The 12736-nt window shown below is 63.4% G+C and carries 19 protein-coding genes; 18 read left to right on the top strand and 1 reads right to left on the bottom strand.

The window, feature by feature from the left end; all coding sequences use genetic code 11:
• The first annotated feature begins 26 nt into the window (after positions 1-26).
• The 10 genes from BLQ58_RS17690 to BLQ58_RS17645 all read left to right on the top strand — a co-directional run bounded on the left by BLQ58_RS17690 (position 27) and on the right by BLQ58_RS17645 (position 5470).
• Positions 27-1052, top strand: coding sequence for a phage major capsid protein, P2 family (locus tag BLQ58_RS17690; protein ID WP_092600662.1), 1026 nt, complete (start codon positions 27-29; stop codon positions 1050-1052).
• A complete protein-coding gene (locus BLQ58_RS17685; RefSeq protein ID WP_092600660.1) occupies positions 1049-1768 on the top strand; it encodes a phage terminase small subunit in 720 nt (239 codons plus the stop codon). Before BLQ58_RS17690 ends, BLQ58_RS17685 begins: the two co-directional genes overlap by 4 nt.
• 111 nt (positions 1769-1879) lie before the next feature.
• Positions 1880-2347: a head completion/stabilization protein gene (locus BLQ58_RS17680; RefSeq protein WP_092600658.1), complete on the top strand. Its 468-nt coding sequence runs from the start codon at positions 1880-1882 to the stop codon at positions 2345-2347.
• Complete coding sequence (locus BLQ58_RS17675) at positions 2347-2550, top strand: tail protein X (protein WP_092600656.1); 204 nt, start codon at positions 2347-2349, stop codon at positions 2548-2550. The genes BLQ58_RS17680 and BLQ58_RS17675 overlap by 1 nt, the downstream gene beginning before the upstream one ends.
• A gap of 16 nt (positions 2551-2566) precedes the next feature.
• Positions 2567-2956: a putative holin gene (locus tag BLQ58_RS17670; RefSeq protein ID WP_092600654.1), complete on the top strand. Its 390-nt coding sequence runs from the start codon at positions 2567-2569 to the stop codon at positions 2954-2956.
• Complete coding sequence (locus tag BLQ58_RS17665; RefSeq protein ID WP_092600652.1) at positions 2953-3300, top strand: phage holin family protein; 348 nt, start codon at positions 2953-2955, stop codon at positions 3298-3300. Before BLQ58_RS17670 ends, BLQ58_RS17665 begins: the two co-directional genes overlap by 4 nt.
• The gene (locus BLQ58_RS17660; RefSeq protein WP_092600650.1) at positions 3278-4084 is read left to right on the top strand and encodes an N-acetylmuramidase domain-containing protein; all 807 of its coding nucleotides are present in this window, start codon (positions 3278-3280) and stop codon (positions 4082-4084) included. Before BLQ58_RS17665 ends, BLQ58_RS17660 begins: the two co-directional genes overlap by 23 nt.
• Positions 4081-4590 carry a hypothetical protein gene (locus tag BLQ58_RS17655; RefSeq protein WP_092600648.1) on the top strand — a complete coding sequence of 170 codons (510 nt, stop codon included), beginning with the start codon at positions 4081-4083 and terminating at the stop codon, positions 4588-4590. Before BLQ58_RS17660 ends, BLQ58_RS17655 begins: the two co-directional genes overlap by 4 nt.
• On the top strand, positions 4587-5027 hold the full coding sequence (locus BLQ58_RS17650) for a phage tail protein (RefSeq protein WP_092600646.1): 441 nt from the start codon (positions 4587-4589) through the stop codon (positions 5025-5027). Before BLQ58_RS17655 ends, BLQ58_RS17650 begins: the two co-directional genes overlap by 4 nt.
• On the top strand, positions 5024-5470 hold the full coding sequence (locus BLQ58_RS17645; RefSeq protein ID WP_092600644.1) for a phage virion morphogenesis protein: 447 nt from the start codon (positions 5024-5026) through the stop codon (positions 5468-5470). The genes BLQ58_RS17650 and BLQ58_RS17645 overlap by 4 nt, the downstream gene beginning before the upstream one ends.
• A gap of 11 nt (positions 5471-5481) precedes the next feature.
• Here BLQ58_RS17645 and BLQ58_RS17640 read toward each other — a convergent pair whose 3' ends face one another.
• A complete protein-coding gene (locus BLQ58_RS17640) occupies positions 5482-5937 on the bottom strand; it encodes a hypothetical protein (protein ID WP_092600642.1) in 456 nt (151 codons plus the stop codon).
• Between the two features lie 107 nt (positions 5938-6044).
• On the opposite strand from BLQ58_RS17640, the gene BLQ58_RS17635 reads away from it, so the two are divergent.
• The 8 genes from BLQ58_RS17635 to BLQ58_RS17600 all read left to right on the top strand — a co-directional run bounded on the left by BLQ58_RS17635 (position 6045) and on the right by BLQ58_RS17600 (position 12702).
• Positions 6045-6698 (top strand): phage baseplate assembly protein V, encoded by a 654-nt coding sequence (locus BLQ58_RS17635; RefSeq protein ID WP_254775996.1) that lies wholly within the window; start codon positions 6045-6047, stop codon positions 6696-6698.
• Positions 6695-7057 carry a GPW/gp25 family protein gene (locus BLQ58_RS17630; protein ID WP_092600640.1) on the top strand — a complete coding sequence of 121 codons (363 nt, stop codon included), beginning with the start codon at positions 6695-6697 and terminating at the stop codon, positions 7055-7057. Before BLQ58_RS17635 ends, BLQ58_RS17630 begins: the two co-directional genes overlap by 4 nt.
• Complete coding sequence (locus BLQ58_RS17625; RefSeq protein WP_092600638.1) at positions 7054-7968, top strand: baseplate J/gp47 family protein; 915 nt, start codon at positions 7054-7056, stop codon at positions 7966-7968. Before BLQ58_RS17630 ends, BLQ58_RS17625 begins: the two co-directional genes overlap by 4 nt.
• The gene (locus BLQ58_RS17620) at positions 7949-8575 is read left to right on the top strand and encodes a phage tail protein I (protein WP_092600636.1); all 627 of its coding nucleotides are present in this window, start codon (positions 7949-7951) and stop codon (positions 8573-8575) included. The genes BLQ58_RS17625 and BLQ58_RS17620 overlap by 20 nt, the downstream gene beginning before the upstream one ends.
• A gap of 3 nt (positions 8576-8578) precedes the next feature.
• On the top strand, positions 8579-10342 hold the full coding sequence (locus BLQ58_RS29510) for a phage tail protein (RefSeq protein ID WP_092600634.1): 1764 nt from the start codon (positions 8579-8581) through the stop codon (positions 10340-10342).
• 19 nt (positions 10343-10361) lie between these two features.
• Positions 10362-10958: a hypothetical protein gene (locus BLQ58_RS17610; protein WP_092600632.1), complete on the top strand. Its 597-nt coding sequence runs from the start codon at positions 10362-10364 to the stop codon at positions 10956-10958.
• Between the two features lie 2 nt (positions 10959-10960).
• On the top strand, positions 10961-11422 hold the full coding sequence (locus BLQ58_RS17605) for a YiiX/YebB-like N1pC/P60 family cysteine hydrolase (RefSeq protein ID WP_092600630.1): 462 nt from the start codon (positions 10961-10963) through the stop codon (positions 11420-11422).
• A 107-nt stretch (positions 11423-11529) separates the two neighbouring features.
• Positions 11530-12702, top strand: a complete 1173-nt coding sequence (locus tag BLQ58_RS17600) for a phage tail sheath protein (RefSeq protein WP_092600628.1) — start codon at positions 11530-11532, stop codon at positions 12700-12702.
• Positions 12703-12736 lie beyond the last annotated feature (34 nt).

Here is a 12736-nt window from a genome sequence, read left to right as displayed (position 1 = left end):
CCCAACCTATACCCGGAGCCAAACCTATGCGTAACGATACCCGCCGTCTGTACACGGCATATGAAGCCGAGATTGCCAAACTGAATGGCGTGGACCGCGTGGACCGCAAGTTCAGCGTGCAGCCGAGCGTGCAACAGCGCCTCGAAACCAAGGTGCAGGAGTCTAGCGAGTTCCTCACGAAAATCAACGTCCACGGCGTGATCGAACAGGAAGGCGAGAAAGTCGGCCTCGGCGTCTCCGGCCCGGTGGCCGGCACCACTGACACCTCGGTCAAGGACCGTCAGACCAAAGACATCGTCACGCTGGATGAGCGCAAGTACCGCTGCGAGAAGACCGACTCGGACACCCACATCACCTATCAACGTCTGGACGCCTGGGCGAAGTTCCCGGACTTCCAGACGCGCATTCGCGACGCCATCCTGCGCCGCCAGGCGCTGGACCGCATCATGATTGGCTTCAACGGCATTGCACGCGCTGCAACATCGGATCTCGCCGCCAATCCGATGCTGCAGGACGTCAACAAGGGCTGGCTCCAGCACCTCCGCGAAGAAGCGGCGGAGCGCGTGATGAAGGACGGCAAGGCCGCCGGCAAGATTGTGGTAGGCGGTGCCGACACCGACGCGGCACGCGACTATGCGAGCCTGGACGCACTGGTATTCGATCTCTGCAACAACCTGATCGCGCCGTGGTACGCCGAAGACCCGGACCTTGTGGTGATCTGCGGCCGCAAGCTGCTGGCAGACAAGTATTTCCCGCTGCTGAACCGCGACCGCGATCCCACGCAGAAGCTGGCTACGGACATCATCATCAGCCAGAAGCGCATCGGCAATCTTCCTGCCGTCCGCGTGCCTTATTTCCCGCCTGACGCGCTGCTGGTTACACGCCTGGACAACCTGTCCATCTACTGGCAGGAAGGCGCCCGCCGTCGCACCATCGTGGACAACGCGAAACGCGATCGCATCGAGAACTACGAGTCGAGCAACGACGCCTACGTCATCGAGGATCTGGCAGCGGCGACTATGGCCGAGAACATCGAGGTAGCCGAAGCATGACGAGTCCGGCCCGCCGACACTACCTGCGCGTGACAGCCGGCATGGCGGCGGCCGCCGAAGCTGCCGCCAGTCCGCTGCGTCATGCCACCGGCCACGAGCTGATGTTGGCGCAGCTCGCCGAGCACAAGCGCTCCCTCAAACAGATCCAGTCCATCGAGCGCAAGGCCGAGGCCAAGCGCAAGATGCTGCCCGAGTACTCCGATTGGGTGCAAGGCACGCTGGACGCGGACAAGGGCGTGCAGGACGAAGTGTTCATGACCGTTATGGTCTGGCACATCGATGTCGGCGACTTTGCCGGCGCTTTGCCCCTCGCGCGCTACGCAATCCGTCACGGCCTGGTCATGCCAGACCAGTACCAGCGCACCACCGCATGCCTGATTGCGGAGGAGTACGCCTCGATGGCCATCAAAGCGACCGAGGCAGGGCAGCCGGTCGACGCCAAGGCGCTGGTGGAGGTAACCGACCTCGTGCAAGGCGAAGACATGCCCGACGAAGTGCGAGCCAAGCTCCACAAGGCGCTGGGTTATGAGGCGCTGGCGCGAGTTGCGGAGCAAACGGTCTCGAATCAACAGGCATACCGGCGCTACGCACTCGATCAGTTGCAGCGTGCGCTGCAGCTCCACGAGAAGGTCGGCGTGAAGAAGGACATCGAGCGCCTGGAGCGTGACATCAAGAATGCTGGCCCCGCCTTCTCTCAGGTGGAAGGCACGGGCTGACACCGAGCGTGACCCCGCGCATCAGGCGGCACGGGGTGTCCCAAGGACGCGCCGCAAGGCCAACCCGAACGGTCACCCCGTCCACCGCCTCCACTCACCGACCGCGTACCCATGTCCTCATTCTTCGCAGCCGAGCCGGCCGCTACCGGCCAGAACCTGATCGTCAACGATGGATTCTTCCCCGACATCGATGTCGACACGGCGACGGCCGCCATGCGGCAGGACGGCACGGTGACGGCTGAGCGCCTGCGGGCTGCCTTGGTAGAAGCCGCGCTGTCCGTGAACGAGGATCTGGGTGTGTGGCGGGCCGAGCAGCTGGCAGCGGGCTATGAATCGCTGGAGGCGGTGCCCGCCGCACTGATCGACAGCAAGTCTGCGCACTTACACCGCTATTTGCGGGCGGTGTACTGCGAAGCACGGGCTGGGCTGATCGAGCGGTACCGGGATTACGACGCCACGGCGGCCGGCGACCGCAAGGCGGAGGCGCTGATGCAGGCGGTGGAAGATCTGCGCAGGGATGCGCGCTGGGCAACCAGCGACATCATCGGCCGGCCCCGCAGCACGGTGGAGCTGATCTGATGCGCGTCATCGCCATGCAGGGTGACACCGTAGATGCAATCTGTCATCGCATCTACGGCCAGACCGCCGGCATCACCGAGGCGGTTCTAGAAGCAAACAGGGGCCTGGCCGATCTCGGCCCGGTTCTTCCCCACGGCACGGTCGTAGACCTGCCCGACCTACCCCAGCAGGCTGACGTGCAGCGCGTCCAGCTCTGGGACTGACCCCAAGGAATCCATCATGGCTGAACCCATCTCCGCCAGCTCGACGGCCGCCCTCGCGGTGACCGGCATCGGCGCGATCACGCTGGTGCCAGGCGTCGACGCGGCCACAGTGTTGGGCGCGTTCGCGGGCGCCGCAGTCTTCGCCCTGAATTCGGACGAGCTGACCACCGGCAAGAAGATTGCCTTCCTCATGCTGTCCATTGTGATGGGGTGGCTCGCCGCGCCGCTGGCCGCATCGCTGATCGCCCGGATCCTGCCGGCCGACACCGAAGTCAGCCACGGCGTAGGTGCGCTGATCGCATCGGCCGTGCTGGTGAAGCTGCTGCTGGCGCTGATCCGGCTTGCCGACAACAGCGACCGCCTAGTGGCGCTCATCCGGGGCAACAGCGACGGAGGTGCCAAGTGAAGACGCTCTACGTGTTTCAGGCGATGCTTTGCGCGCTGATCGCCATCCGGCTGCTGTTCTTCCGCCGCCATGGCGCAGCCCATCGCCCGTGGGCCGCGCGGCTGGCCTACGCCCTGATTGTGATGTCCGGTGCCGTCGCCATCGGCGTAGCGTTCGAACGCTATGAATGGGCGCTGCTGGCGCTGAACGGAATCACCGCCATCCTTTGCGTTTCCATCTACGCCGTGCGCGGCAACGTGGTCGAGCTGTTCCGCATCACCGGGCTCGATCCGGATGGTGATGGGGAGTCCCTGCTGCTGCGCCTGCTTCGGAGAACCAGCCATGACGCTACTGCGACGCGGTGATGTAGGCGCCGAGGTACGCGAGCTGCAGCGCCTGCTGCGCGTGCGTGGCGCCCGTATCGACCTGACGGGTGCATTCGATGACGCGACAGCCGCCGCCGTTGTGGTGGCGCAGGCACGCTACGGCCTGGTCGTGGACGGGGTGGTCGGCAACAAGACGATGTTGGCCCTGCAGCTCGATGGACGCAGCCCCGGCCACCTCGGTGCCGAGGATCTGCGACGGGCCGCGAGAACGCTGGACGTGAAGCTGGCCGCCGTCCGTGCGGTCAATGAGGTGGAGAGCCAAGGCTCGGGATTTCTGCCTGACGGCCGGCCGGTGATCCTCTTCGAGCGCCACATCATGTACCGGCAACTGCGCGCCGCCGGCCATGACGCGGACCAGCTCGCACGCCAGTATCCGAACATCGTCAACCCGGCACGCGGCGGATACATGGGCAAGGCCGCCGAGCATATGCGACTTGCGCAGGCAGCCGGGCTTGACCAGGCATGCGCGCTCGCCTCCGCGAGCTGGGGCCTATTCCAGATCATGGGCTACCACTGGGAGCGCCTCGGCTATGCCAACGTGCAAGCCTTTGCCGATGCCATGCGCATCGGCGAATCCCAGCAGCTCGACGCCTTCGTACAGTTCATTGCGACGGATCCCACCCTACACAAGGCGCTGAAGGGCCTGAAGTGGGCTGCGTTTGCCTCTGGCTACAACGGCCCGGCGTACAAGGACAACCTCTACGACGTGAAGCTGGCCCGAGCCTTTACGCGTTACGAGGCCGATGAACAGGTGCCCGCATGAACCGGCCGCTCGTGGTTGCGCTGGCTGCTGTCGTCACCCTGGTGGCGGCAGCTGGTGCCGGTGCGTGGTTCACGGACCGGTACAAGAACTCGGTCCAGCGTGCGAACACTGCCGAAACGCTGGTGGCGTCGCTGCGCGCCCAGCTCGACAACACCGATGCAGGTGTGGTCGAGGTCACCAAGTATGTCGACCGCGTGCAGACCATTCGCGTGAAGGGCGACACCATCGTCAAGGAGATTCCCCGTTATGTCACGGTCGTTGCTGATGCCGCTTGCATTGTGCCTGGTGGCTTTGTCCGCCTGCACGACACCGCCGCCTCCGGTGGCGTGCTCGATCAGGATCCCCGAGGCGCTGATGCGACCCCCTCAGGCGTTCCACTCTCTGCCGTCGCCGGCACCGTCGCCGCCAACTACACCACCGGCCACATCAACGCCGCTCGACTGACGGCGCTGCAGGACACCCTGCGCGCGCAGGGCGTGACGATCATCGGGGAGCCTGCACAATGAGAAAGCCCGTGGAGCTGCGCGCGGCGATCACCGCTGCCGTAGCGGATCTGAAGCGCAATCCGGACAAGCTGCACCTGTTCGTGGAAGAAGGCCGCGTCGTGGCCACTGGCGCGAAGACCATCTCGTTTGAGTATCAGTACACGCTGACGTTGCTGGTGACGGAGTTTTCGGAGAGCGCGGACGCCATCATGGTGCCGGTTATGGCGTGGTTGCGTGCGAACCAGCCAGAACTATTCACGAACCCCGACCGGCGGCCGGATGGCTTCAAGTTCGAAACGGACATCCTGAGCCACGACTGCGTCGACTTGCTGATGCGTATTCCGCTGACGGAGCGGGTGATCGTCAAGGTAGTGGAAGGGCACTACGTCGTCACGCATGCCCCGGAGCCGGTGAACGAGTTCGATGACCCTTCCGGCTGGAAGCTACCTGCGCCATGAACAGCCTGGAAGACCTGACCACTTGGGCGGCCGCCCTGCTACACAAGCTCGATGCAGGCGAACGACGGGCCCTGCTACGCGCCGTCGCTGCTGAGATGCGGCGCCGCCAGACGGTACGGATCGCCGAACAGCGCAATCCTGATGGCTCAGCCTATGAGCCACGTAAGCCACGCCTGAGGCAACGCACCGGCCGTGTCCGCCGGGCGATGTTCATGCGCCTGCGTACTTCTCGCTTCATGAAGGCCCAGTCCGACCCGAACAGCGCGGTGGTGACATTCATTGGCAATGCCCAGCGGATTGCAGCCGTCCACCAGTTCGGCCTGCGCGACCGCGTGAACAAAGGCGGGCTCGAAGTCCAGTATGCGAAGCGAGAGTTGCTTGGCTTCGAAAATGGCGATGTGGAAAAGATAGCAGACCTCGTCATGATTCAATTGGCTCAGTAGCCTCAACGACCTCACCAGCCATAAGTTGCTTGAGCGATACGCAGGACGTGCCAGACAACAAACAGGACTGCGCCCCAGACGAGCAGAAAGAACTGTGCTCGCTTGTATCGGTGAGCCTTTTCATATGCTACGTCCTGTAAAGCAAAAGAGAACTCCATCGCAGAATAGCGTGGCGCCGGACCATCCCGCAGGGATCGATGCGAACCGGCCTCAAGTTCCAAAGCGTTCGAGTTGTAAACCATCGCGTTTTGCCACGCGGCGACATGGCAGCATCCGTAGTAGAAGCTGGCGCCCCAACACAGGATTGATAGTGCGACCGGAGTTAGCCACCAAGAAAGCAATTGACCTTCGGTCTTCTGAACCGCGAAACCAATCGCGGTGCCTGCCGCAGCAAGAAGAAAATAGGTCTGTTTCTCGTTGATGGTGTTTAGCTGCTTGTATAGCTCCAAGATCTTTGGATCTGACATAAGGCTCTCTCGCGGTTAGATGTCCATCGGATTATCCGCGATCCAACGCGCCGGCCGAACATGTTGCATCGTTTTGTTGTCGCTGAAGCCAGCACAACCACGAAGACGTGACCGCCGCGCGCGCGCAAGGCACGCTGGCGGGTATGGACTCCGCTGAAATCCTCCGCCTGATTGAGAACCTGCTGCGCACCGGCACTGTTGCCGAGATCCAGCATGGCAAGCCGCCGCGCGTACGCGTGACTTCGGGCGGTCTGGAAACAGACTGGCTGCCGTGGGCCGAACGCCGCTCCGGGGGTACACGCACGTGGAGCCCGCCGACTATCGGTGAACAGGTGCTGCTCTTCTGCCCCAGCGGTGAGCCACGCAACGGCATCGTGCTTTGCGGCATCCCCTCCGATGCCAACGATACGCCCAGCCACAGCCCCGACGAAACCGTCACGCTGTACCCAGATGGCGCAATGACGACTTACAACCACGTCGTCGGCACCCTGTCGGTCACCGGCATTCAGAAGGTCATAGTAGAGGCCGCCACCAGTGTCCTGGTGAAGTGCCCGGATACCACCATCGACGGCAACTTGACCGTCAAGGGCTTGCTCTCCTACCAAAACGGCATTGCTGGCCAAGGCGGTGCGAATGGCAACGTCATCACCGGCGACTTCAACCACCAGGACGGAAAGCTATCGTCCAACGGCGTAGTGCTCGATGACCACGACCACGGCCAGGTACAGCGCGGTGGTGACTGGACGGAGGGCACACGATGACTTATCTCGGGCTCAACAGCACAACAGGCCGCGCCATCACGGATCTGGAACACATCTGGCAGTCCATCCGCGACATTCTCACCACCCCGGAGGGCACGCGTTCTATGCGCCGCACCTACGGCTCCCAAGTGCCGATGCTGATCGACCAGCCGCTTAACGACGTCACCCAGCTGCGCGTGATGTCCGCCTCCGTGGCGGCTATCGTGAAGTGGGAGCCCCGCGTGCAGGTCAACTCCGCATCGTTTGTGATCGACGGCGAAGGCGCCATGACGGTAGATCTTGATGCAGATCGCGTCGACGGCGCCCGTAGCACGCCGCTGGGCACGCTCTCCATCCCCCTGCGCGAGGCCAAGACATGACCACGCCCATTGATCTTTCACGCCTGCCGGTGCCGGACGTGGTCGAGAACATCGACTACGAGACCATCGTTGCCGAACGCAAGGCTTACTACGTCAGCCTCTTTCCCGTCGCCCAGCGGGCGGATGTGGCACAGACGCTGCAGCTCGAATCCGAGCCCATCGTGAAGCTGATTCAGGAGAACGCCTACCGGGAGACGGTTCTGCGTCAGCGCGTCAATGACGCATCGCGTGCGCGCATGCTGGCCTATGCCAAGGGTAACGACCTCGAACACGTAGCCGCGAACTACAACGTGGAACGCCTGGTGGTGACGCCAGAAGACGACAGCACGGAGCCGCCCACGGCTGCAGTGATGGAAGAGGATGAGTCGCTGACCGAGCGAACGCAGCTCGCCTTCGAGGGGCTGTCGACGGCCGGACCGCGCGAAGGTTACAAATTCCACGCCCGCAGTGCGGACGGTCGCATTGCCGATGTCAGTGCGATCAGCCCGCAACCGTGCGAAGTCGTTGTCACCGTCCTCGGCATCGAGGGCGACGGCAGTGTTGGCAAAGAAGTGCTGGACAACGTGAAAGCGGCGCTCAGCGACGAAGACGTGATACCGCTGGCAGACCGGCTGACCGTTCAGTCGGCCCAGATCACCCACTACGAAATTGACGCGACGGTGTACACGAAGACGAACGGCCCGGAGCGTGAGCTGGTGCTGGCCGAGGCCGCCAAGCGTCTGGACACCTACCGGAAGGACAGCCGTCGGCTCGGCCGCGATATCGACCGCTCGGCCATCAATAGTGCGCTTTTCGCCGAGGGCGTGTCGCGCGTCGAGATTCGGTTGCCGGCTGAAGACGCCGTGCTGGACGAGACGCAGGCCGCCTACTGCACTGGCGTGAACATCGTGGATGGGGGCGCACGTGTCTAGGCTCCTGCCTCCGAACGCCACGCAGGTGGAGCGGAACATCGCCACAGCAGGGGCGGCTATCGAACGAATCCCAGTGCCCATCCGGGATTTGGGAGACGCCGCGAAGTGCCCCGCCAGTGTGCTGCCCTTCCTCGCGTGGGAAAGATCCGTCGACCGCTGGGATCCGAACTGGTCGGAAGGGACGAAGCGGGCGGTGATCGACGCTTCGTTCTTCGTACATCAGCGCAAAGGCACTGTCGGTGCCATCCGCCGCGCGATCGAGCCGCTTGGCTATCTGATCCGCGTGGTGCCCTGGTACGACATGCAACCAGAAGGACCGCGCGGCACGTTCCATCTCGATGTCGGCGTGATGGACACCGGCATCACCGAGGAAATGTACGCCGAGCTGGAGCGCCTGATCGACGACGCCAAGCCGCTTTCGCGTCACCTGACGGGGCTCGCCATAAGCGTCGAGACACGAGGCGCCGTGCGCTACACCGGCGCGCCGCTGCTTGGCGATGTCATCACCGTCTACCCGTATTCCCCCCAACCCGTCGAGGTCGTGGGCGCATCGCTTTATGCCGGCGCCGCGCACCTGGTCGACACCATCACCGTCAACCCTCTGTGAGCCATGGCGCAAACCTATTTCCTTATCCCCACCGCTGACGGCGAGGCCAAGCTTGCCAACGCCCAGGCACTGGGCGTCCCCCTGAAACTCACGGCCATGTCGGTCGGCGACGCCAATGGTGCCTTGCCTATCCCGGATCGCGCACGCAAGACGCTGATCAACGAACGCCGCCGTGCGGCCATCAATTCGTTGACACAAGATCCGCAGAACGCGAGCCAGTTCATCGCCGAGCAGGTCATTCCTGAGACTGAGGGTGGCTGGTGGATCCGCGAAGCTGGCCTTCATGCTGAAGACGGTACGTTGGTCTATTACGCCAACATTCCGGAGACGTACAAGCCGGTGTTGGCCGAAGGCTCCGCACGCACGCAGGTCGTGCGCTTGGTCTGTCTGAACACCAGCGGGGCGACCGTGGAACTGAAGGTGGATCCGTCCATCGTGCTCGCCACGCGCGGTTACGTCGACACCCAAATCGCCGCGGAGCTGGATAAACGCGACGGCAAGCAGTCTGCTCTCGTCGCAACCACCGCCCCTCTCGCCGCGCTGTCTGGACTGCAAACCGTCGACGGCGTCGTGCTAACTGTTGGCGCCCGTGTCCTCGTAAAAGACCAAGTGGCGGGCAAAGACAACGGTATCTATGCAGCGGCCACTGGGGCATGGGCACGCACCGCTGATGCGGACAGTGGCATCGATCTGACGCCCGGTGCACTGGTGACCATCGAACAGGGTACGGTGAACGGCGATTCGGTCTGGCAACTGGCCACGGACGGCACAATCATCATCGGCGCGACAGCGCTCGTATTCAAGCGCGTAGGTGACGGCTATTTCGCTCCCCTCGCGTCTCCCGACTTCACCGGCGTTCCGAAGGTTGACACCGCGCCCCCCGGCACGGCAACGCGGCAGGCAGCGAGCACGGCGTTTGTCGCCGCCGCGATTGCTGCGCTGGTGAATGCGTCGCCCGCCCAACTCGACACCCTAAACGAGCTGGCTGCTGCACTCGGGAACGACGCGAACTTTGCGGCCACCATGACAGCCGCGCTTGCGCTGAAGGCGCCTTTGGCATCGCCGGACCTGACCGGCAACCCGACCGCGCCGACACAAGCGCAGTTTGATGCGAGCAAGAAGCTCGCCACGATGGAAGCCGTGCAACGCGCGCTCGGCAACTTTTCCGGGTCTGCCAGCTTCACAGCAACGGCAAACGTGCCAGTCGCAAACGCAGGGAAGATGATTAGCGTCGCGATGGTCGCTGCTGGGCAGGTGCTTACGCTTCCGGCGCTGAATGCCGCACCTGACGGCGCTACCTTTGTCTTCCAGAATGTTGGCGGGCAAGCCTTCAATGTCGCCCGCGCGGGAACAGATTGGATGACCGCATCGGGAACGGCGCTTGGTGCCGTGACTGTGTACTCGGGCGAGACGGCCGTGTTCGTCAAGGCGTCGAATGGATGGCTCTGCTCTGGGTCCGCTGCCGAGCAACTTGGGGCGAACTGGGCCCGCTACCACATTACGAACGGGTATCAGAGATTCCCTGGCGGCCTGATTCTCAATTGGGGCTCATTCCAGTGCAACGCTGTATCGGGCGGAATCACGGCGTTTTCGTATGCACTGCGGTTTCCGAACTACTGTCTGATGTGTACCGGCAACCGCCAAGCTCCCGGTACTAACGCAACCCTCTTTGTCTCGACCGCCGGCGGTGACCCTACCGGGCAAGTCATCGCACAGAACTTCGCAGCGAGCCCTGAGTGGTGCAGCTTCATCGCACTCGGCTTCTAATCCTCTGAAGAAAACACCCATGCAAATCTACGCGCAAGTCGACGGCGACAACAAGGTCATTGGCTTTGTCGCCGAAGGAATCCACGACCCAATTCCACAGCCAAGCATCGCGATCAGCGCCGCGACGCACGCCCAGCTCCTCGAAGGACAGTCCGTTGGAAAAATCATGGCCGTCACGCCTGATGGCAAGGCCGTACTGATTGACCGTCCCGCGCCGTCTCTCGGTCAGGTGCGCGTCTTGCTGTGCGCCAGCATCGATGCCGCGGCCGACGCCGCCCGCCTGGCGGTTGCCGGCGACCCACTGCGCGCTGCCGAGTACCAGATCGCCGAAGCCGAAGCGAAAGCCTATCGAGCGGCTGGATACGTGGGCGAATGCCCTCTAAGCGTCAAAAGCTGGGCGGAAGCGAAGGGCTGGTCGTCGAAGCAAGCGGCCGATAACATCATCGCGGAGGCAAACGCCTGGAACGCTGCGCTGTATGCCATACGAGACGCACGCCTTAAAGCGAAGGAAGGCGTACGGAATGCGCTGACAGCGGACTCGGCGACGGCGATTGCTTCTGCGGCCATTGACGGCATCCACGCTAAGATCGCTAGTCTGGGCAACGCGGCGAGCTGACCATGTCGAGCGTGCGCGTTCTGTTCTCCACCACGCGGCTGCCTTTGTCGGTCGCCATCCGGGCCTTCACATGGTCACGCTGGTCGCACGTCGCCGTGGTCGATGGCGACAGCGTGATCGAAGCCGTGGCGCTACACGGTGTACGGCGCGCGCCGCTGGTCGATGCGCTGTCGCGCAGTACGGACTATGCGATAGCCGACCTGCCTGCGCGTGATCCGCAAGCGGTCATCGACGCCGCGGCATCCCAGGTCGGCAAGCCCTACGATTATTCGGCACTAGCTGGCCTCGCGTTGCGCCGAGACTGGCAGTCAGACGATGCGTGGTTCTGCTCCGAGCTGGTGGCATGGGCGTTCGATGCTGCTGGCCAGCCGCTCGTGCGTCCGGAATTCCGTCGCCGCGTTTACCCGCAACACCTCTGGATGCTGCCGCTGGCAGCGTCCATTCCCCTTCCCGTACACGCGTGATGTTGTGCGCCGCTGGCGTACAACATCATTAGAGAGACAGGCTCGCGCGTGCGCAGCATCCTACCGGGACGATCCCACCATCGTCAGGATCAATCCCGGAGGACTGCATGCCATCTGACTACCACCACGGCGTACGTGTCGTTGAAATCAACGAAGGCACCCGCCCCATTCGTACCATCGCGACGGCCGTGCCCGGCATCGTCTGTACTGCTGACGACGCGGACGCAACGGTCTTTCCCCTTAACAAGCCGGTACTGCTGACCAGCCCCCTTTCGTCCCTCGGCAAAGCGGGCGACACCGGGACGCTGGCCAAAGCGCTCGACGCCATCACAGATCAGGCCAACCCGCTGACCGTGGTCGTGCGCGTGGCCAAGGGCGCGACCGATGCCGAGACCACCAGCAACCTGATCGGCGGCACCGATGCCAACGGCCGCTTCACCGGCATGAAGGCTCTGCTGTCGGCGAAGAACAGCCTGGGCGTCACGCCACGCATTCTCGGCATTCCCGGCATGGACAGCCTGCCCGTGGCCACGGAGCTGGCCAGCATCGCGCAGAAGCTGCGCGCGTTCGCCTATGTGTCGGCGTTCGGCTGCGAGACCAAGGAAGAAGCGGTCGCCTACCGCGACAACTTTGGCCAGCGCGAGCTGATGACCATCTGGCCCGACTTCATCGGCTGGGACACGGTGTCCAACGCCGAGACCACGCTCTTCGCCACGGCGCGTGCGCTGGGACTGCGCGCCAAGCTCGACAACGAAGTGGGCTGGCACAAGACGCTGTCGAACGTGGCCATCAACGGCGTGACGGGCCTGTCCAAGGACGTCTTCTGGGATCTGCAGGATCCGGCCACCGACGCGGGATACCTGAACCAAAACGACGTCACCACCCTGATCAATTTTCAGGGCTTCCGCTTCTGGGGTTCTCGCACCTGCAGCTCGGATCCGCTCTTCCAGTTCGAGAACTACACCCGCACGGCGCAGGTGCTGGCAGACACGATGGCAGAGGCGCACGCCTGGGCCATGGATCTGCCGATGACGCCGTCGCTCGTACGCGACATCGTGGAAGGCATCAACGGGAAGATGCGTTCGCTGACGCGCAACGGCTACCTACTCGGCGGTTCCGCGTGGTACGACCCGGAGTTCAACCCCAAGGACTCGCTGAAGGATGGACAGCTCGGCATCGACTACGACTACACGCCGGTACCGCCGCTGGAAAACCTGACGCTGCGTCAGCGCATCACCGACCGATATCTCATGCAATTCGCGGAAGCCGTCAACGCGTAAGCGTGCGAGCTGCCAACACCTGAAAGGGAACCGC

This window comes from Ralstonia sp. 25mfcol4.1 (genome assembly GCF_900104095.1).
Classification (GTDB): Bacteria; Pseudomonadota; Gammaproteobacteria; order Burkholderiales; family Burkholderiaceae; genus Cupriavidus.
Note: the sequence above shows the minus strand (reverse complement) of the source record. Positions and strands in the feature narration are given on the sequence as shown.